Below are 20357 nucleotides of genomic sequence, written 5' to 3'. Positions count from 1 at the left end.
TCGCTGTTATTCCTATTCGGTCACAAGCTAATCTGATTCAAACTCCTCGAGCCCTACTCGAGCTTCTGACTTCGCTCTTTCGTCTCTTGTCTTTTCTTACAACTTTCTCTCGGCTTTTGGGTAAAACCCTTGAGCGTTGTATGGTTAAGCCTCTCGGGCAATTAGTACGGGTTAGCTCAATGTATCACTACACTTACACACCCCGCCTATCTACGTCTTCGTCTTAAACAACCCTTACACACTCTAAGTGTGGGAAAACTCATCTCAAGGCAAGTTTCGTGCTTAGATGCTTTCAGCACTTATCTCTCCCGCACATAGCTACCCCGCAATGCTTCTGGCGAAACAACGGGAACACCAGCGGTGCGTCCACTCCGGTCCTCTCGTACTAGGAGCAGCCCCTTTCAATTTTCCAACGCCCACGGCAGATAGGGACCGAACTGTCTCACGACGTTCTAAACCCAGCTCGCGTACCACTTTAAATGGCGAACAGCCATACCCTTGGGACCTACTTCAGCCCCAGGATGTGATGAGCCGACATCGAGGTGCCAAACACCGCCGTCGATATGAACTCTTGGGCGGTATCAGCCTGTTATCCCCGGAGTACCTTTTATCCGTTGAGCGATGGCCCTTCCATTCAGAACCACCGGATCACTATGACCTGCTTTCGCACCTGCTCGACATGTCCGTCTCGCAGTCAAGCTTGCTTATACCATTGTACTAACCTCACGATGTCCGACCGTGATTAGCAAACCTTCGTACTCCTCCGTTACGCTTTGGGAGGAGACCGCCCCAGTCAAACTACCCACCAGACACTGTCCACGACCGCGTGCCGCAGTCTGTGTTAGAACATCAAACCTTAAAGGGTGGTATTTCAACAACGACTCCATATTAACTGGCGTTAATACTTCTCTGTCTCCCACCTATCCTACACATCAAAATTCAATGTTCAGTGTCAAGCTATAGTAAAGGTTCACGGGGTCTTTCCGTCTAGCCGCGGGTACACCGCATCTTCACGGCGATTTCAATTTCACTGAGTCTCGGGTGGAGACAGCCTGGCCATCATTACGCCATTCGTGCAGGTCGGAACTTACCCGACAAGGAATTTCGCTACCTTAGGACCGTTATAGTTACGGCCGCCGTTTACTGGGGCTTCGATCAAATGCTCTCACATCATCAATTAACCTTCCAGCACCGGGCAGGCGTCACACCCTATACGTCCACTTTCGTGTTTGCAGAGTGCTGTGTTTTTAATAAACAGTTGCAGCCAGCTGGTCACTTCGACTGACTTCACCTCTATCCGTTAAGGACTTCAATTACCGTCAGCGCACCTTCTCCCGAAGTTACGGTGCTATTTTGCCTAGTTCCTTCACCCGAGTTCTCTCAAGCGCCTGAGTATTCTCTACCTGACCACCTGTGTCGGTTTTCAGTACGGTTTATGATAAGATAAGCTTAGCGGCTTTTCCTGGAAGTGTGGTATCGGTTACTTCGACTCCGTGGAGTCTCCCCGTCACGCCTCTGATATAAATGACCGGATTTGCCTAATCATCCATCCTACACGCTTGGACCGGGACTTCCGTCACCCGGATAACCTAACCTGCTCCGTCCCCACATCGCTCTTATCACAAGTACGGGAATATTAACCCGTTTCCCATCGACTACGCTCTTCAGCCTCGCCTTAGGGGCCGACTCACCCTGCCCCGATTAACGTTGGACAGGAACCCTTGGTCTTCCGGCGAGGGGGTTTTTCACCCCCTTTATCGTTACTTATGTCAGCATTCGCACTTGTGATACGTCCAGCAGCCCTCTCGAGCCACCTTCTTCCGCTTACACAACGCTCCCCTACCCAATCAGATGACAGATTTCAGACGTCAGGTTTCGGTGTTTTACCAAAACCTTGTAACATCTTCGCAATTTCTTCGTATTCATTACGCCATCTTTGCCAATCTTGTTCATCTACATATTTCAAGTCATAACAGTATCTTAACCAAACTCGCATTTCATCAGCACTGCCTATTGCCATGCTAAGAAATCGATTTAAATCCGCTTTAGTACGTTGCCTTGCAAAACCTTCGGCTAAATTTGCACAAATGCTTTTGCTTGCCCGTCTAACTTGGTCTCCTAACGCATATTGCTCTATCTTAGGAAAATCCAAGCTCGCTTGATGAATTTCCAACGACACTTTATAAGCGCGTTGAAACACCTTCAAATCTTCAAACTTGATTGCCATACTGTCTCCTGACATCTGAAATCTGTCATCTGAATGCCGCAGCTTCGGTGCTATGTTTTAGCCCCGTTACATCTTCCGCGCAGGCCGACTCGACTAGTGAGCTATTACGCTTTCTTTAAATGATGGCTGCTTCTAAGCCAACATCCTAGCTGTCTAAGCCTTCCCACTTCGTTTCCCACTTAACATAGACTTTGGGACCTTAGCTGGCGGTCTGGGTTGTTTCCCTCTTCACGACGAACGTTAGCACCCGCCGTGTGTCTCCTAGATATTACTCTTCGGTATTCGCAGTTTGCATCGGGTTGGTAAGTCGGGATGACCCCCTAGCCGAAACAGTGCTCTACCCCCGAAGGTATTCGTCTAAGGCTCTACCTAAATAGATTTCGGGGAGAACCAGCTATCTCCCGGTTTGATTGGCCTTTCACCCCCAGCCACAAGTCATCCGCTACTTTTTCAACAGTAGTCGGTTCGGTCCTCCAGTTAGTGTTACCCAACCTTCAACCTGCCCATGGCTAGATCACCGGGTTTCGGGTCTATATCGTGCAACTCTTCGCCCAGTTAAGACTCGGTTTCCCTTCGGCTCCCCTATTCGGTTAACCTCGCTACACAATATAAGTCGCTGACCCATTATACAAAAGGTACGCAGTCACCCCCCCTTAAGCCCACTGCTTGATTTTTTATTGTTGACCAACTTGCTGCGCAAGTTGTTAACCATCAAGTGCGGTTGTTTTATCCTATCCTTCAATAGGCTTAAGTGGGGGGCTCCCACTGCTTGTACGTACAGGGTTTCAGGTTCTATTTCACTCCCTTCACCAGGGTTCTTTTCGCCTTTCCCTCACGGTACTGGTTCACTATCGGTCAGTCAGGAGTATTTAGCCTTGGAGGATGGTCCCCCCATCTTCAAACAGGATTTCTCGTGTCCCGCCCTACTTGCTGTTAGCTTAGTACCGTAACTGTGCCTTCGGATACGGGATTATCACCCTCTGCGATTGAGCTTCCCAACTCATTCTCCTAACTCACTTACTATCACTAACGGCTTCTCCGTGTTCGCTCGCCGCTACTTACGGAATCTCAATTGATTTCTTTTCCTCGGGGTACTGAGATGTTTCAGTTCTCCCGGTTCGCCTTGTTAACCTATGGATTCAGTTAACAATAGTAGATTCTTCATCTACTGGGTTTCCCCATTCGGATATCGTGGAGTGATAGCGCTTCTTATCAACTCCTCCACGCTTTTCGCAGATTAGCACGTCCTTCTTCGCCTCTGACTGCCTAGGCATCCACCCTGCACGCTTCGTCACTTAACCATACAACCTCAAGAATTTTTATACCGCACTTTCATTTCAACTAACCACTTTCGTGCCCGTTTCGTTCAGTCCGCTTTCCATTCCCAAAGCCGTCTTCCATTGACTCGTGCGTAAGTTTCCCTACGCTGACCTGCTCAGTGCCTTTTCTCACCAAACAAGCCCAATTCGATTCTCGATTGCTCGATTTTCGAATACTCAGCTCTTACGTCCTTTCGAACGCTTGAGTTCTCTTCAGTTTTTAGCTTGTGTCCAAATTTTTAAAGAACAAATCGGTTTTTCAACCAATACTCAATCCTCTTAACCGCACTTTAGGTTTTTTAATCCCTCATAAAGCGTTGGCTAAGAAAACTCACTATTAATCAATAAACCCTTATCACCGATACTTCAGTCATTACTGACCTCGTTGTGACAAGTTAAAGCGTGGTGGAGCTAAGCGGGATCGAACCGCTGACCTCCTGCGTGCAAAGCAGGCGCTCTCCCAGCTGAGCTATAGCCCCTTTCTTTTCCCGTATTTAGCGATATCAGGTTGAAATCGAGAAGCGCAGTGTGCGAACAGCACATGGGCATCGCAGATATTCAAGATGATGAAGCTAAAAGCCAATTCGCTTATTCAAAAGCGATTTGAGGTGAGAAACGCAGTATGCGCGAGCATATGAGTATCGCAACCCTCAAAGCGGTGCAGAATAAGTAGAATTGGTAGGCCTGAGTGGACTTGAACCACCGACCTCACCCTTATCAGGGGTGCGCTCTAACCACCTGAGCTACAAGCCTATCTCTCTATACGGTCTGTCTTCTTTTCTATCAAACAATCTGTGTGAACACCTATACAAAATCATCAGTCATATATAAGGAGGTGATCCAACCGCAGGTTCCCCTACGGTTACCTTGTTACGACTTCACCCCAGTCATGAATCATACCGTGGTAAACGCCCCCCTTTCGGTTAAGCTATCTACTTCTGGTACAACCCACTCCCATGGTGTGACGGGCGGTGTGTACAAGGCCCGGGAACGTATTCACCGCAACATTCTGATTTGCGATTACTAGCGATTCCGACTTCATGGAGTCGAGTTGCAGACTCCAATCCGGACTACGACGCACTTTAAGAGATTCGCTTAAGCTCGCACTCTCGCCTCCCTCTGTATACGCCATTGTAGCACGTGTGTAGCCCTACTCGTAAGGGCCATGATGACTTGACGTCATCCCCACCTTCCTCCGGTTTGTCACCGGCAGTCTCCTTTGAGTTCCCATCTTTACATGCTGGCAACAAAGGATAAGGGTTGCGCTCGTTGCGGGACTTAACCCAACATTTCACAACACGAGCTGACGACAGCCATGCAGCACCTGTCTCTAAGTTCCCGAAGGCACAAGCTCATCTCTGAGCTCTTCTTAGGATGTCAAGAGTAGGTAAGGTTCTTCGCGTTGCATCGAATTAAACCACATGCTCCACCGCTTGTGCGGGCCCCCGTCAATTCATTTGAGTTTTAACCTTGCGGCCGTACTCCCCAGGCGGTCGATTTAACGCGTTAGCTTCGAGAGCCACCCATACAGGCAACCCCCAAATCGACATCGTTTACAGCGTGGACTACCAGGGTATCTAATCCTGTTTGCTCCCCACGCTTTCGCACATGAGCGTCAGTCTTTGTCCAAGGGGCCGCCTTCGCCTCCGGTATTCCTCCACATCTCTACGCATTTCACCGCTACACGTGGAATTCTACCCCTCTCTACAAAACTCTAGATAAACAGTATGAAATGCTGTTCCCAAGTTAAGCTCGGGGATTTCACATCTCACTTATCTATCCGCCTGCGTGCCCTTTACGCCCAGTTATTCCGATTAACGCTCGCACCCTCCGTATTACCGCGGCTGCTGGCACGGAGTTAGCCGGTGCTTCTTCTGTGACTAACGTCAATTGCTCTGTCTATTAAACAAAACACCTTCCTCATCACCGAAAGAACTTTACAACCCGAAGGCCTTCTTCATTCACGCGGCATGGCTGCGTCAGGGTTCCCCCCATTGCGCAATATTCCCCACTGCTGCCTCCCGTAGGAGTCTGGGCCGTGTCTCAGTCCCAGTGTGACTGGTCATCCTCTCAGACCAGTTAGAGATCGACGGCTTGGTGAGCCTTTACCTCACCAACTACCTAATCTCACTTGGGCTCATCTTATGGCGGGTGACCCGAAAGTCCCACCCTTTAATCTCTCGATATTACGCGGTATTAGCTACAGTTTCCCGTAGTTATCCCCCTCCATAAGCCAGATTCCCAAGCATTACTCACCCGTCCGCCGCTCGTCGGCAAAGTAGCAAGCTACTCCCCGTTACCGCTCGACTTGCATGTGTTAAGCCTGCCGCCAGCGTTCAATCTGAGCCATGATCAAACTCTTCAATTCAAGTTCAATCGCTCAACGAATCTCTGACTATAATATTGAAACCACAAAAGTTTCAATTATGAATTTACTATCAGCACTCATTAAGACTTTAGTTTTTTTAAATCTTTAAATTACCAATGCCTTGCACAAGTGCCCACACAGATTGTCTGATATATTGTTAAAGAACAGTCACAACCGCCGGCTTCAAACAGCACACTGCGTCGTTGTGAGGTGCGCATTATAGACATTCAGCGATTCTTTGCAAGAGCTTTTTTTCACTTTTTTGCAAAAAATTTCCGAGCGGCGCTTTTTTAAACGAAAAACCGCACTTTTGTGGTTTTATTCAGCAAAAGTGCGGTTGGATTGTTAAAAATATGGCTTATTCTTTCGGTAAGCGTTTAATCGAAATCACTAATCCGCCCCAAATAATCACGAGGGCAACGGTCATCATGATAATTGCACTGATACTCATTTTTTATGTCCTTTTGTAAAATCAATGGTTTCGTGTTTCCACGCCAATTTAGACAGAATATGGGAAACTACAATCAAGCCAATCGCCATGCCCCAACCGAAGGTATTTACAAACCATGTCGGATAGCCGCCGTAGCCGTTTTTCAACACATCGCTGACTTCGCTTAATAACATGTACGACAGCACCACCGGCGTAACTACGCCGACTACGATTTCCCACCATTTACCCAGTTGGAACGAAGAAACACGGTTAATGTGTTCACGCAGTTGCGGTAAGTTGTTGGTTAAAACAATCGCTTGAATCGAGAACAATGCCACCGCTACGATACCAAATTTATTAACGAAGTTATCGAACACATCCAACATCGGTAAGCCGGTTGTCGTGCCGAATAACAACACCGATGCCAACATCATTGGCACACCGACGATAAACACAGCTTTGGCGCGGCGCGCTTGCAGCTTATCTTGCACCGCCGCGATAATCACTTCTAACACGGAAATTAACGAGGTCAAGGCGGCAAAGGTCAATGAACCGAAGAACAGCACGCCGATAATCCAGCCCGCTTTATCAATAATCGCAGGGAAAGCGATAAAGGCTAAACCAATGCCCGATGTCGCCACTTCCGATACTTGTTGGTTGTTTGCAGTTGCGATAAAGCCCAACGCCGCAAATACGCCGATACCGGCCAACACTTCAAACGAGCTGTTGGCAAAACCAACCACCAAGCCCGAGCCGCTCAAATCCGTTTTTGGTTTGAGGTATGACGCATAGGTAATCATAATCCCGAAACAAATGGATAATGAAAAGAAGATTTGGCTGTAAGCCGCAATCCACACTTTCGGATCATATAATTTAGACCAGTCCGGCGTGAATAGCGCATTTAAGCCTTTCGCCGCACCGTCTAACGTTAATGATGTTCCCACTAAAACAAAGAACATCACCACCAACAACGGCATAATTATCGCGGCAGATTTGCCGATCCCTTTTTTTACGCCGAGCGCTAAGATCCCCAAACAGACCAACCACACCGCAATCAGTGGTCCGGTTACCGTGCCGACAAAATCAAGACTCACGCCGGCATCCGCCATTTGCAACACTTCTTTAAAAAAGAAATCCGCGTGATTCGTACCCCAAGCGCCGGTGAAAGAGTAGTAGGTGTACATCGCCGCCCAACCCAGCACCACCGCATAGTAAGTGCCGATAATGATATTAATCATTACCTGCCACCAACCAAACGTTTCTAAACTTTTGGTCATACGACGGAACGACAACGGGGCTGCGCCACGGTATTTATGCCCGATAGCGTAATCCAAAAACAATAACGGAATCCCGGCGGTCAGCAATGCCACCACATAAGGAATAATAAATGCACCGCCGCCGTTTTCATAAGTGATATACGGAAAACGCCAAATGTTTCCCAATCCGACAGCAGAACCAATCGCCGCAATAATAAAAGCGCGACGACCGGAGAATGTTTCACGTGAAGACGGCGCGTGTTGTTGAGCCATGCTTCAACCTCCTAAAATAATCATGATATGTTAAAATAATTAAGAATAGATAATATCTAAACTTCGCCACTATATAGCATATTTTTAGCCAAAAAAAGCAATTTGTTTTAAAAAAACACTATAAAATTGCTTTAATTGCTATTTTATTCTTTATTAAACCGCACTTTGGCGCATGATAATTTCCTGTGGTGAAACGATGTATCAACATTTTCACCATTTACAATAGCAATTGTTCAAAATAAGATAGCGAAAATCACAGCCAAATCAGGAGAAAACACTATGTCTGCATTTAACCAATTACAAAAGGCTCGTCGTTCGATTTACAGTATCGGCAAAAACGTTGAACTATCCAAAGACAGCCTGACCGCACTGATTAAACAAACCGTGCGCGAGGCGCCATCATCATTCAATTCACAATCTTCGCGTGTCGTGGTGCTATTCGGTGCGGAACACGAAAAACTATGGGATATCGTATTAGACACGCTGCGTAAAATCGTGCCTACCGACGCATTTGCGGCAACGGAAACCAAAGTGAACAGCTATTTCAAAGCGGGTTTCGGCACCGTACTCTATTTTGAAGATCAAGACGTAGTAACCGGTTTACAACGGCAATTCGCAACTTATGCCGAAAACTTCCCGATTTGGTCGGAACAATCCGGCGGCATGGCGCAATATGCGGTGTGGCTGGCATTAACCGAAGCCGGTTTAGGCGCGACCCTACAACACTACAATCCGATTATCGACCAAGAAGTGGCAAAAACCTGGGGCATTCCGGCAAGCTGGAAACTGCGCGCACAAATGCCATTCGGCAGTATCGAAGCGGCAGCGGGAGAAAAAACCTATATGGACGATGAACAACGGTTTAAAATCTTTGGTTAAGCAAAAAATAACCGCACTTTTAGCATAAAATAGGTAAAAGTGCGGTCAGTTTAAGTCATAAATACATCATTAGCAGATTGCGCATTTATTATTTACGCATATCCAACAAATGATCGGCATTTTCTAAGGTTACAACCGTCCACGGGACATCATACCGTTTAGATTTGCCATCATTCCAATCCATTTTTCCTTGATATTGCTGCCAAATATCTGACATCGGTTGATAACCGTCGCCAACTACTGCTTTCATCGCAACATCTATCGAACCGTGAATTTGTCCTCTGGCATCTTGTAAAATTGAAGTCATTTTCTTCTCTTTTACGGCATGAATCGCATCACTTACACCGTCAACACCAGCAATCGCAAAATCATACACATTTAGTCCCGCGCTTTGAATCGCTTCAATTGCGCCGAGTGCCATTTCATCATTTTGTGCTATCACCCCATTAATTTTACCACGATGTTTTTGTAACCAGTTTTCCATTAGAGGAATAGCTTCAGAGCGTGACCAGTTCGCAGTTTTCCGTTCTAAAATTTTAATATTTCCTTCACCGCATTCAGCAATAGCGCGTTCATTACCTTGTCCACGCTGGATTTCACCAGAACCACCTTTCGGACCTTCAATAATCACAACATTACCTTTGCAGTTCATTTTTTCCAATACCGCTTTCGCTTCCAAATATCCGCCTTCAACATCATCAGACACCACTTCGCTTGTCATTTTGTCGGTATTTAAACGCGCATTTGTCACCACGACCGGAATATTCGCTTTATTCGCCATCGTCACAACATCAATATTTGCTTCATAGTCCATCGGATTAATAATAATCGCATCAGTTTTAGTTTGAATTGCGGTTTCTGCCTGATTATTTTGTACCAACGGATCATAACGACCATCATAAATGGTTAAGGTTGCTAATCCTTGTTTTACAGCAGGATGATCCTTTGCTGCTTTTTCCATTAATTGCACAAATTCCGCTTTCATTCCATACATTAAAATTGAAATTTTAACGGGTGGTTTTTGTGCAACTGCTGTGGTTGAAACTGCCAATGCAACTGATGTTAAGAGCCATTTTTTCATAAAATAAATCCTCTTTAAGTTGAGAAAACCGTGTCATACAACAACACATTATCGACGTTGTTTGCGTGATGGATCTAACATCACGGCAACAACAATAAGTACACCTTTTATCAGTTGTTGGTAATACGACTGCACCCCCAACAAATCCAATCCATTATTCAAGACCCCGATAATCAAAATTCCGAAAAACGTTCCCATCAATGTCCCGACCCCACCAACCATACTCGTTCCGCCAATCACAACCGCAGCAATCGCATCAAGTTCGTAAGCTGTTCCTGCATTTGTTTGTGCCGAGCCGGTTCTTGCAGTCAAAATTAACCCTGCTATCGCAGCTAGAACACCACAGAAAGTATAAACTAAGACTTTAATTTGAAATACATTAATCCCTGAAGTGCGGGTGCTTTTTTCATTTCCACCGACAGCATAAATATAACGTCCAAACGGCATTTTATTTAAAATGATCCACGCAATCACAAAGATGAAAATAAACACCACCACCGGAATAGGAATACTGTCAAATAAATAACCGTTTCCTAACCAGCGAAAATCTGGATTTAATTGCGAAACAGGGTTACCATCGGTTGAAAGTAAGGTTAATCCACGTGCAATTGATAACATTCCCATCGTAACGATAAAGGGCTGTAAATTATATTTAGCAATCACCGCACCATTAATAAAACCAGCCAATGCGCCCACCGTAATTGCAATAAAAACCGGCAACCAAAGCGCCATATCAGTATCGCCAATTGCAAGGCTACCGCTAGTTGCAAAACGTGCAGAAATAATACCGGCTAGAGCCAACACTGCTCCAACAGATAAATCTACACCTGCAGTAATAATTACGAATGTCATGCCTATTGCTAAAATGCCATTGATAGACACCTGTCGCAAAATAATCAACGCATTATCTCTACTTAAAAAGTAGTTGTCTGCCCAATTTCCATAATAAACTGAAATTTCACCAGCAATCGCAATCGCCAAACATAATGCAATAAATGCAAAAATAATTCCGTAGCGATTTAATGTTTTCTTATAATCAAGCTTATTTAGCAATAACATATTATTCATAATTTTACCTTTATTATAAATCAGACGGACAAGTTCATCAGTGTTGCTTGTGTTAATTCATCTCTTGTCAAAACACCGTTTATTTTTCCATTTTTTAAGACAATAACCCGATCACTCATGCCGATAATTTCTGAAAGCTCAGAAGAAACCATAATGATGGATTTACCTTTTTGGGCGAAATCCGACATAAAGTGATATATTTCTTTTTTTGCACCGACATCAATTCCCCTTGTCGGCTCATCAAGCAGCAAAATTTTCGGTTCTAACAATGCCCATTTGCCTAAAATCACTTTTTGTTGATTACCGCCACTTAAATTAATCACCAACTGTTCTTCATTTGGGGTTTTAATATTAAATTTATTAATCATTTCTCGTGTGCGTGTTTTAGATTTAAATTGATTAATAAAATGAAAGCGGCTGATTTGGTTTAAAGAAGATAAATCAATATTTTCAGCGACTGAACGGCATAAAACCAAACCACTAGCTTTTCTGTCTTCAGTTACATAAGCCAATCCTAAATCAATCGCTTTTTTGACGGAATGGCGTGCCAGTTTATGCCCTTGAAAATAAATACTGCCTTGATCCGCTTGTTCCAAACCGAAAATAATATCTAACAATTCGCTCCGTCCTGATCCGACTAAACCATAAATACCTAAAATTTCACCCTGTCGAAGTTGAAAATTAATTTGATGTAATTTATTTTTCCAACTTAATGAATCAAGCTCTAATACGATATTATCCGAAGGCGTATTAAATTTCGCAAATTCTTGACTTAACTCCCCTCCGATAATATGTTCGATCAGTTTTTCCCTGGTTATATCCTTAATTTCGCCTTCACAAATATAACTACCATCGCGAAAAATAGTAAACATATCCGCTAATTCAAAAATTTCTGATAAACGATGGGATACATAAATTATTCCTTTCCCTTTTTCTGCCAATGCTCTTATTGACTGAAATAGTTTCTGGACATCTTCTTCTCCAATTGCAGAAGTTGGTTCGTCCATAATGATAATATCGGCATTAGAATGTGATAAAGCTTTTGCTATTTCAACCAACTGTTGTTCTGCAACACTTAAATCACGCATTTTTGCTTGTGGCGAAATATCATCAAATCCTAAATCATCTAATAAATTTTGTGTCTGCTGATTTAATTGTGAAAAATCAACAAAACCCATCTTTTTCGGTTCATTACCCAAATAGATATTTTCTGCTACAGACAAATCCGGGATCGTACTCAGCTCTTGCTGTACTATCGTGATTCCTGCTGCTAATGCTTGTTTTGGATTTTCAAAATGTTGCTCTTTGCCATTGACAAAAATATGTCCACTATCCGGTGTGATGAACCCCATTAAAATGCTGAGGAATGTCGATTTCCCGGCTCCATTACCCCCACACAAAGCATGAATTGATCCTCTTTTCAGAATAAACTCAACTTGTTTTAAAGCAACTACTTCGCCAAACGCTTTACGTACACCGGTGACTTCCAATAAATAATCTGCTGTATTTTCCATATTTATTTCTCTAAATAATATTCTGTTAATAAACGTACATATTTAAAATAAATATCGTTATATTGCGCAACACAACTTGTATTCGGTAAAGTCAATGTTGTTTTGTCTAACACAACAAAGCGTTGATTAATTTCCTTAAACAGTGTTTTTTCATCTCGTGACTGATTAGGTTGTTGTAATTGATGAAGCCAAGCAGCCTGAATTGCTGCCCCTAGAGCAGCTGCTTCACTATTTCTCAAACAAATCACTTCACAATTCATTATATCGGCGACAATTTGTCGCCATATTTCACTTTTCGCCCCACCACCAATCAAACGGATTTGTGAAATTTCTATCCCTGACTGCTTAAATAACGTCAAGCCATAACGCAACCCAAAAGTAATACCTTCAACTGTCGCCCTACATACATTTTCACTGGTGAAATTTTTATTATCTAAGCCGTGAATACTGGCTTTGGCGATGGGTAAAGAAGGGACTCGTTCACCATTGAAAAACGGCAACACCATTACACCGTCTGCACCAAGTGGTGAACTTTTTAATTGCTTATTAAAGTCTCCCAAATTTAATTGAAACAGATCTTGTACTAAGGACGTTGCTGAAGTGACATTCATGGTACAAATTAAGGGCAACCAACCATTGTTCGCAGAACAAAAATTCGCAATAGCCGCCGAAACCGGTTTAATCGGTTGCTCAGAATAAGCGTATAATGTGCCTGATGTACCTAAACTTAATGTGACTATTCCGGCTTCAATATTTCCTGTTCCTATTGCACCCATCATGTTGTCGCCGCTGCCAGCTGCAATTAAGGTGTTGGGATTTAATCCCAATATTGTTGCAATCTCAGGCAACACCGTTCCTACCGCTTGATTGTGGCGAATTAATCTTGGTAATGCCTTTTCTAATACACCGCTATCATCAATTAAACGAATAATGCGTTGATCCCAGTCACGCTGATAAATATTGAATAATCCTGTTCCCGACGCATCACCAAACTCCATCACCTTATTGCCGCTCAGCCAGTAATTCAGATAATCATGTGGCAACAACACCGTATCAATCTTGCTCCACACTTCGGGCTGATGTCGCTTTAACCAAAGTAATTTCGAGGCGGTATAACCGGTTGCAAGAACCAAGCCTAACTTTTCTAAGCAAGTCTCTGCTCCGCCCAGCGCAGTTAATAAGGCTTCATTTTCATCGTTTGTTTCCGTATCACACCACAATTTCGCCGGACATAAAGGGTTGCCTACTTTGTCTAACACCACTAAGCCGTGCTGCTGTCCAGAAATCGAGATTGCATGAATTTTTTCAGGCGTAATGCCGGCATTTTTTATGGCATTGGAAAAAGCTTGCTGAAACGCGGAAATCCACCATTCAGGTTGCTGTTCTCTTTTTCCATTACTTTCACTGATTAATTGATGGGGCGCACTACCCAATCCTAAAATCTCGCCCATTTCCGTATCAATTAAAATCACTTTGGTACTTTGTGTACCACAATCAACGCCGGCATAAATTCCCATTTTTTACTCCATTTCAATCATAATTTTGACATCATTAGGATTTGCAGAAGCTGCCCTGTCAAAAGCCTCGATAGATTCTTCAAACTTATAAACATATGAAATTAAAGGTTTAATATCTAATTTACCTGATGCCAACAAGCGAATGGTTCTTGGATACATATTGACATAGCGGAAGATTGTCTTGAAGGTAATCTCTTTTGCTTGCGCAGCGACAATATCAACCGGAGCAGGTGAAACCGGCATACCGACTAATACTGCGGTTGAACCGGGCGCCATATAGGTCGGTAAACTCTCAATCACCGCAGCAGCACCGCTACATTCAAACAACACATCAACACCTGCTCCGTTTGTCAAACGATGTACAAACGCCAATAAATCGGACGTTTTACTGTTAATCGGATGAATTCCTGCATATTGCCCTGCAATGGCTAATTTTTCGTCCACTACATCACAAATAATCACCTCAGCACAACCACCGGCTAAAGCAGAAAGTGCGGTCAAAACCCCAATCGTGCCTGCACCGACAACCAATGCAATATCACCCGGTTTAATTTGTGCCTTTGTTGCTGATTGCATACCTATCGCCAACGGTTCAACCATAGCTCCTTCCGCAAAACTCAAGTGCTCAGGCAATTTAAAGGTAAATGCCGCTGGATGAACTACGCTCTCCCTTAAACAACCGTCAATCGGCGGCGTTGCCCAAAACCGCACTTCAGGATCTAAATTATAAAATCCGGATTTAGACTGCATTGATGATAAATTAGGAATGCCCGGCTCCATACAAACCCGATCACCAACCGCAAGATGGGTGACATTTTTTCCGATTTTGGTCACGACACCGGAGGCTTCATGCCCTAAAATCATCGGTTCTTCAACCACAAAAGGACCGATTCTGCCATGTTGATAATAATGCACATCACTGCCACAAATCCCGACAGTATGTATTTTGATCTCAACATCATCATCGCCTACGGTGGTTTCTACGTTTTTATCGCGGATATATAACTTTCCCGAGTCCAAAACTAATGCTTTCATTGCCATTTCCTCGATAGTTGATTGAATTTTTAAACCTCAATAAATGATATGAAAATCATTTATTGATAATTTAATATCATTTTAATGATAATAATGTGTCAAAGATCACAAAATGGAAGATTACCCGAATATTCGTGATGATAATTGCAACGCAGATCACATTTTCTCGTTATAATTGGCTTATTATCAATAATAGCTCACTTACTAATACGGCTTAACCGATAAAATTAACAATATTTGAGGTGAAAAATGAATAAAAATGATCATTCTGAAATCATAGAAAGAACAATTGCTTTACTGGCAAAAGCAGGTACGATACTGTCGGCGCAAGATAAAGCAAACATTGAAATCACCGATTTTAAATTGGGTAAGCTAGAACAGATGGGGCTACAGCTCATTACTTTCATCAATAACGAACGCTATTGTGCGAAGCAATTAGTTTTGTTTCCACAACAAAATTGTCCTGAACATCGCCACCCACCATTTGAAAATAATATCGGCAAACAAGAAACTTTCCGTTGTTTATTTGGTGAGGTTTATCTCTATGTTGAAGGGCTGCCAACCGAAAATCCTCAGGCAATTCCACCACAAGATCATCAGCAATGGTACACCGCAAAACACGAAATTCACCTTCAACCCGGAGAACAATATACCATTGCACCCGACACCAAACATTGGTTTCAAGCCGGTAATGACGGTGCTGTCATAGCGGAGTTTTCAAGCCAAAGCCGTGACGAATTTGATATCTTTACCGATCCGGCGGTAATAAGAGTATAACTATGACTTCATCATCAAAAAAAATTAAATTAGAACATATTGCACTGGCATCAGGTCTCAGCAAAATAACGGTATCACGCGCATTATCTGATCCTGGTAAAGTAAAAGCCGAAACTCGCGATAAAATCTTAACTATTGCTGAACAGATGGGTTATTTTTCCAATACGAGCAATATAAAGTCGAAAAAAAATAAGCTGATTGGAATTGTTAATCCAAATATGAGCAATCCCTTTTTTGGCGAATTGGCAAAAATCATGAGTAAAATATCATCAGAATTAGAGTATGATATTTTGATGTTTGATTCCTACGAATCTGAAGAAGTTGAGACGCAATCAATCCAACGGATGATTAGCTATGGAGTCGATGCCATTGTTTTATCGGTAATTTCTTCCGACAGAAATTACCAACCCGACTATTTGCAAAAATTAAAATCACTCAATATTCCGGTGATTTTAATTGACCGAGAAATCGGCAACTCGGAATATAGTGGTATTTATATTGATAACTTACACTGTGGAACAGAAGTTGCTAATTATATTAATCTAACTAATTATCAAAATGTTGTTGTCATCGCAGGACCGGAATATTCTAATGTATCAACTGATCGGGTGAGAGGTCTTACTTCTGTTATTGATAAAAGCAAAAATCTGACGATTTTCCACGCCGATTTTTTTATGGAAGCTGCTTATCACACGACCAAATCTTATCTTAGAACCAATAAAAATAAGGTGGTTTTTGCCGGAATGAATAATCAAATTTCACTTGGCATTTTAAAAGCCTGTATTGAAGCCGGATTAACTTTTAAACAAGATTTTGATTTATTTAGCATAGATAATGTACCCTATGCTGAAATTTATGGTTTTAAAATACCTTGTATCTCACATAATTTGTATGAAATCGGCTATCAGGCAATTAATCTAGCCATTCGCTCAATAGAAAAGCCTAATGCCGATATTTCAAAAATTATCGTTCGTGGCGAGGTCAGCATTTAAGGCTTAGAATGAAGTCTACTTTTGCAAAAGTGCGCTTGTCCGCGGCATCACCCCAAACCATAACTCAAATGCATGGGCGGCTTGTGCGATTAACATACCGATGCCGTCGGCGGTTTTGCTTGCTCCGCACTGTTTTGCCCATGTGATAAACGGGGTGTCTGCACCTTTGGCATATTGCATATCATACGCCAGACCGCACTTTTGTATGATTTCGGGATTAATTTCAATCACTTTGCCTTGTAAGCCTAACGAGGTGGCATTGATAACCACATCAAACGGCTTCACCGGAATTTGTTCCAATTCCACTGCTTGAATGTTGCCGTAAGGCTGAAATTTATCCGCCAGTTGCTGTGCTTTTGCTAAAGTGCGGTTTGCCAGCATGATCTGTTGCTGGGCTTGCAATAACGGCAGCAGCACGCCTTTGGTTGCACCGCCTGCGCCAAGAATAAGAATCTGTTGTTGCGGTTGCAGCCAGCCTAAACGTTGCAAATCACTGACCAAACCTGCGCCATCGGTGTTGTCGGCGTATAACCGTCCGTCGGGCAACTTTTTCAAAGTGTTGCAGGCTTCTGCGGTCAAACAGCGTTCACTGTGCAAATCCGCCAAAGCAAACGCTCGCTCTTTAAACGGCGCAGTGATATTACACCCCTGCCCACCGTCGGCAAAAAAATCGGCGAGCTGTTGCTCAAACCGCACTTCGTCGCCCAATTTACGTTCATAATTCAACGCGACACCTTGTTGCGCCGCAAAATGCTGTTGAATTTCCGGCGATTTGCTTTGTGCAATCGGATTGCCCCACACGGCGTATTTGTTGGCATGGCTGTCTGCATAGCTGTTCATTTTTTCCACTCTTGTTTTAACATACTATAAATTTCAAAATCAGCAAATTCACCGCTGCTCAATAAAATGCCTTGTCGTTCAATATCTTCCAAAATAAGCCCTAAACGTTGAGGAATGCCACGGCTCGCATGATTACCAAGTGCACATTTAATTTGAATGCGGTTAAACCCCAACTCTCGGAAGCCATAATCCAATAAAGCCTCGGTTGCTAATGTCATAATGCCTTTATGCTGAAAATCCTCACACAACCAATAGCCAATTTCCGCTTTAGCATTGCTACTATCCGCAGAATTAAAACCAATTAAACCGCAACCTTGTCCTTGATAATGAATTTTAAACACCTGCGCCAGTCTGTTTTGCTGCAAAGATTGGATAAACTCCAGCGAATCCGACACTTGCTGAGTGCTTGCAATAAACGGCAACCAACGCCCCAAATACGTGCGATTTTGCGCTATCGCCTGAAAAACCCAGTGTGCATCACTTTCTGTGAGTTGTTGTAACCTCAGTTCTTGATTAACTTCAATTGTTGCTTTCAGCATACTATGCCCTAATCACTTGATGACTAAAAATATCACGAATTTCCGACGGGTTTTGTGCGCCGCCGACCGCACTTTCCAACACCGGAAAATCTGCGCCGAATTGCAAGCGCACCTCTTGTGCGGTGCGGCAAGGCGGCAAGCCGCTGAGATTGGCACTGGTGGAGGTCAGCGCGGTTTGCGCCGTTTGGCAAAGTGCGGTCACCGCAGGGTGGCGGCATAAGCGCACGGCGATAGTGTCAAATTTACCACTAAGGAAATCGGGGGTTTGCGCACTTTTCGGCACGAGCCAAGTAATCGCGCGATCAGTATCGGCTTGTAACCGTTGCCAATGCTCGGCTTGCAAACGCGATTGATCAATAAACGGCAATAGATAATCCAAGTGCGGTGCAATCACGATTAAGCCTTTTTCAATAGGGCGTTGTTTTAATTCGAGTAAGGTTAAAACCGCACTTTCACTCAACGGATCACAACCCAGCCCGAACACCGCTTCGGTCGGGTAGGCTATCACCTGTTGGTGTTTTAAGTGGGAAACAAGCTGTTGTAAAGTATAGGTCATTATAAAATCATCAAAAGTCAAATCGTCAATATATTAGCAGATTAAACTTAGAATAAAAATTGGTGTAACGACCTCGGTTGCCGTCACACCAAAGATTAAATAACAATGACAGGTTATGCCGGATAGTGGATTGGAGAACCCGGACCAACCGGCAAATTAAACACAAATACCCATACAAAGAAAAGTAATGACCAACCAACCAAAAATATGGCGGAATACGGCAACATCATGGAAACCAATGTGCCCACACCGGCATCTTTTTTATATTTAATCACCGTTGCCATAATTAAGCCGAAATAGCTCATCATCGGCGTAATGATGTTGGTTACGGAATCACCGATTCGATATGCCGCTTGAATGGTTTCCGGCGCATAACCCGACAACATGAGCATTGGGACAAAAATCGGTGCTGTCACCGCCCATTGCGCCGAGGCGGATCCAATCATAAGATTGATAAAAGCACAGATTAAAATAAATCCCATGAACAACAAACCGCCGCGCAAACCAATATCATTTAAAAAGTTCGCTCCCTTCACAGCAATCACTTGTCCGATATTGGTCCAATTGAAAAACGCAACAAATTGCGCGGCAAAAAAGATAATCACTAAATATAAGCCTAAGGTACTCATCGACTCAGCCATTGCATTGACGACATCTTTATCCGAGCGGATACTCTTCGTTACCCAACCATACACTATGCCGGGAACAGCAAATAATACGAAGATAAACACGACAATTGAGCTTAAAAAAGGAGAGCCCGCCACTAAACCGGTTTTCGGATTCCTTAAGAAACCATTCTCCGGCACAACCGTCCATGCTAAAATCAAGCACAGCAAAATAAAGGTTAATCCGGCATAACACAGCCCTTGGCGTTCAAGTTTGCTCACTTCGGCAGTCCGCTTTATTTCTTGCTCATTCTGAGCAGCAAACCCTCCCTCATACACGCCCAATTGGGGTTCTACAATCTTCTCCGTAACCAAATAACCGACAATCGAGATCAAAAAGGTGCTGATAAACATGAAATACCAGTTTGATTCCGCCCCAACAGTATAGGTCGGATCAATCAACTGTGCGGCCTGTTGAGTGATCCCAGCCAGTAGCGGATCAATTGTACCAAGCAATAAATTTGCAGAATAACCGCCGGAAACGCCGGCAAACGCCGCCGCCAAGCCCGCCAACGGATGTCTTCCCAAGGAGTGAAAAATAATCGCTGCAAGCGGAATCAGCACTAAATACCCCAATTCTGCTGCCATATTCGACATAATACCAGCAAAAACAATTGCCAATGTGGTCAGTTTACGTGGCGCTTTAAGCACCATTAACCGTATGGTTGCCGATAATAATCCCGATTTTTCAGCAATCCCAACCCCCAAAAGGGCAACCAATACCGTACCTAGCGGGGCAAAATTGGTAAAATTTTTCACTAAATTGGTGAGGATTTTAACAATACCCTCTTGGTTCAATAAACTGACCACATAAATAATACCGTCTGCCGAACGTCCGCTTGCGCCCTCAGGCCGAGGATCTGGTACCGAAATCCCCAAATAGGCTCCGAGCGCAGAAAAAACCAATAATACCATGATAAAAATAAAGAAAAGGGTTACCGGATGCGGTAATGCATTGCCTAACCATTCCACCGTGCGTAAAAACTTACCCTCTTTGACATTTTCATGTTTCATTAAAATA

Annotated in this window: 14 protein-coding genes, 2 tRNA genes and 2 rRNA genes; 3 read left to right on the top strand and 15 right to left on the bottom strand. The window is 43.6% G+C overall.

Annotation, left to right across the window (positions count from 1 at the left end):
- Positions 1-140 precede the first annotated feature (140 nt).
- The 6 genes from ACQ31U_RS05860 to ACQ31U_RS05835 all read right to left on the bottom strand — a co-directional run bounded on the left by ACQ31U_RS05860 (position 141) and on the right by ACQ31U_RS05835 (position 7873).
- A 23S ribosomal RNA gene (locus ACQ31U_RS05860) occupies positions 141-3528 on the bottom strand.
- Between the two features lie 421 nt (positions 3529-3949).
- Positions 3950-4025 (bottom strand) — tRNA-Ala (locus ACQ31U_RS05855).
- 197 nt (positions 4026-4222) lie between these two features.
- A tRNA-Ile gene (locus ACQ31U_RS05850) sits at positions 4223-4299 on the bottom strand.
- 75 nt (positions 4300-4374) lie between these two features.
- Positions 4375-5914, bottom strand: a 16S ribosomal RNA gene (locus tag ACQ31U_RS05845).
- The 16S and 23S rRNA genes sit together here with 2 tRNA genes alongside, the layout of an rRNA operon.
- A 358-nt stretch (positions 5915-6272) precedes the next feature.
- Positions 6273-6365, bottom strand: coding sequence for a methionine/alanine import family NSS transporter small subunit (locus ACQ31U_RS05840; RefSeq protein ID WP_431054133.1), 93 nt, complete (start codon positions 6363-6365; stop codon positions 6273-6275).
- Complete coding sequence (locus tag ACQ31U_RS05835) at positions 6362-7873, bottom strand: sodium-dependent transporter (RefSeq protein ID WP_431054132.1); 1512 nt, start codon at positions 7871-7873, stop codon at positions 6362-6364. The genes ACQ31U_RS05840 and ACQ31U_RS05835 overlap by 4 nt, the downstream gene beginning before the upstream one ends.
- 279 nt (positions 7874-8152) lie before the next feature.
- On the opposite strand from ACQ31U_RS05835, the gene ACQ31U_RS05830 reads away from it, so the two are divergent.
- Entirely contained in the window at positions 8153-8752 is a 600-nt protein-coding gene (locus ACQ31U_RS05830; RefSeq protein ID WP_431054131.1) for a nitroreductase family protein, read from the top strand.
- A gap of 88 nt (positions 8753-8840) precedes the next feature.
- Here ACQ31U_RS05830 and ACQ31U_RS05825 read toward each other — a convergent pair whose 3' ends face one another.
- The 5 genes from ACQ31U_RS05825 to ACQ31U_RS05805 are packed head-to-tail and all read right to left on the bottom strand — an operon-like array spanning position 8841 to position 14967.
- Positions 8841-9833 carry a substrate-binding domain-containing protein gene (locus tag ACQ31U_RS05825; protein WP_431054130.1) on the bottom strand — a complete coding sequence of 331 codons (993 nt, stop codon included), beginning with the start codon at positions 9831-9833 and terminating at the stop codon, positions 8841-8843.
- Between the two features lie 48 nt (positions 9834-9881).
- Entirely contained in the window at positions 9882-10892 is a 1011-nt protein-coding gene (locus ACQ31U_RS05820) for an ABC transporter permease (protein WP_431054289.1), read from the bottom strand.
- 29 nt (positions 10893-10921) lie between these two features.
- Positions 10922-12415 carry a sugar ABC transporter ATP-binding protein gene (locus ACQ31U_RS05815; protein WP_431054129.1) on the bottom strand — a complete coding sequence of 498 codons (1494 nt, stop codon included), beginning with the start codon at positions 12413-12415 and terminating at the stop codon, positions 10922-10924.
- Positions 12416-12417: 2 nt separating this feature from the next.
- A complete protein-coding gene (gene xylB / locus ACQ31U_RS05810; RefSeq protein WP_431054288.1) occupies positions 12418-13926 on the bottom strand; it encodes a xylulokinase in 1509 nt (502 codons plus the stop codon).
- 9 nt (positions 13927-13935) lie between these two features.
- The gene (locus ACQ31U_RS05805) at positions 13936-14967 is read right to left on the bottom strand and encodes an NAD(P)-dependent alcohol dehydrogenase (RefSeq protein ID WP_431054128.1); all 1032 of its coding nucleotides are present in this window, start codon (positions 14965-14967) and stop codon (positions 13936-13938) included.
- 249 nt (positions 14968-15216) lie between these two features.
- Here ACQ31U_RS05805 and ACQ31U_RS05800 point away from each other — a divergent pair, with 249 nt between their 5' ends.
- Together ACQ31U_RS05800 and ACQ31U_RS05795 are read left to right on the top strand one after the other, a co-directional pair.
- Positions 15217-15744: a D-lyxose/D-mannose family sugar isomerase gene (locus tag ACQ31U_RS05800; RefSeq protein ID WP_431054127.1), complete on the top strand. Its 528-nt coding sequence runs from the start codon at positions 15217-15219 to the stop codon at positions 15742-15744.
- Positions 15745-15746: 2 nt separating this feature from the next.
- A complete protein-coding gene (locus ACQ31U_RS05795) occupies positions 15747-16736 on the top strand; it encodes a LacI family DNA-binding transcriptional regulator (protein ID WP_431054126.1) in 990 nt (329 codons plus the stop codon).
- A 15-nt stretch (positions 16737-16751) separates the two neighbouring features.
- Here ACQ31U_RS05795 and aroE read toward each other — a convergent pair whose 3' ends face one another.
- The 4 genes from aroE to ACQ31U_RS05775 all read right to left on the bottom strand — a co-directional run bounded on the left by aroE (position 16752) and on the right by ACQ31U_RS05775 (position 20350).
- Entirely contained in the window at positions 16752-17576 is an 825-nt protein-coding gene (gene aroE, locus ACQ31U_RS05790; protein WP_431054125.1) for a shikimate dehydrogenase, read from the bottom strand.
- Entirely contained in the window at positions 17573-18115 is a 543-nt protein-coding gene (locus tag ACQ31U_RS05785) for a GNAT family N-acetyltransferase (RefSeq protein ID WP_431054124.1), read from the bottom strand. Before ACQ31U_RS05785 ends, aroE begins: the two co-directional genes overlap by 4 nt.
- 1 nt (position 18116) lies before the next feature.
- On the bottom strand, positions 18117-18671 hold the full coding sequence (locus ACQ31U_RS05780; RefSeq protein ID WP_431054123.1) for a Sua5/YciO/YrdC/YwlC family protein: 555 nt from the start codon (positions 18669-18671) through the stop codon (positions 18117-18119).
- 113 nt (positions 18672-18784) lie between these two features.
- Positions 18785-20350, bottom strand: a complete 1566-nt coding sequence (locus ACQ31U_RS05775; protein WP_431054122.1) for an AbgT family transporter — start codon at positions 20348-20350, stop codon at positions 18785-18787.
- Between the last annotated feature and the right edge of the window lie 7 nt (positions 20351-20357).

The sequence above is a fragment of the Testudinibacter sp. TW-1 genome (assembly GCF_050613185.1).
GTDB lineage: Bacteria > Pseudomonadota > Gammaproteobacteria > Enterobacterales > Pasteurellaceae > Chelonobacter.
Note: the sequence above shows the minus strand (reverse complement) of the source record. Positions and strands in the feature narration are given on the sequence as shown.

Bases quoted from the DNA above. Each gene is read 5' to 3' on its own strand.
- ACQ31U_RS05775 (WP_431054122.1), bottom strand. From the start codon at position 20,350: ATGAAACATGAAAATGTCAAAGAGGGTAAGTTTTTACGCACGGTGGAA.
- ACQ31U_RS05780 (WP_431054123.1), bottom strand. From the start codon at position 18,671: ATGACCTATACTTTACAACAGCTTGTTTCCCACTTAAAACACCAACAG.
- aroE (WP_431054125.1), bottom strand. From the start codon at position 17,576: ATGAACAGCTATGCAGACAGCCATGCCAACAAATACGCCGTGTGGGGC.
- ACQ31U_RS05820 (WP_431054289.1), bottom strand. From the start codon at position 10,892: ATGTTATTGCTAAATAAGCTTGATTATAAGAAAACATTAAATCGCTAC.
- ACQ31U_RS05825 (WP_431054130.1), bottom strand. From the start codon at position 9,833: ATGAAAAAATGGCTCTTAACATCAGTTGCATTGGCAGTTTCAACCACA.
- ACQ31U_RS05805 (WP_431054128.1), bottom strand. From the start codon at position 14,967: ATGAAAGCATTAGTTTTGGACTCGGGAAAGTTATATATCCGCGATAAA.
- ACQ31U_RS05840 (WP_431054133.1), bottom strand. From the start codon at position 6,365: ATGAGTATCAGTGCAATTATCATGATGACCGTTGCCCTCGTGATTATT.
- ACQ31U_RS05800 (WP_431054127.1), top strand. From the start codon at position 15,217: ATGAATAAAAATGATCATTCTGAAATCATAGAAAGAACAATTGCTTTA.
- ACQ31U_RS05815 (WP_431054129.1), bottom strand. From the start codon at position 12,415: ATGGAAAATACAGCAGATTATTTATTGGAAGTCACCGGTGTACGTAAA.
- ACQ31U_RS05830 (WP_431054131.1), top strand. From the start codon at position 8,153: ATGTCTGCATTTAACCAATTACAAAAGGCTCGTCGTTCGATTTACAGT.
- ACQ31U_RS05835 (WP_431054132.1), bottom strand. From the start codon at position 7,873: ATGGCTCAACAACACGCGCCGTCTTCACGTGAAACATTCTCCGGTCGT.
- ACQ31U_RS05795 (WP_431054126.1), top strand. From the start codon at position 15,747: ATGACTTCATCATCAAAAAAAATTAAATTAGAACATATTGCACTGGCA.
- ACQ31U_RS05785 (WP_431054124.1), bottom strand. From the start codon at position 18,115: ATGCTGAAAGCAACAATTGAAGTTAATCAAGAACTGAGGTTACAACAA.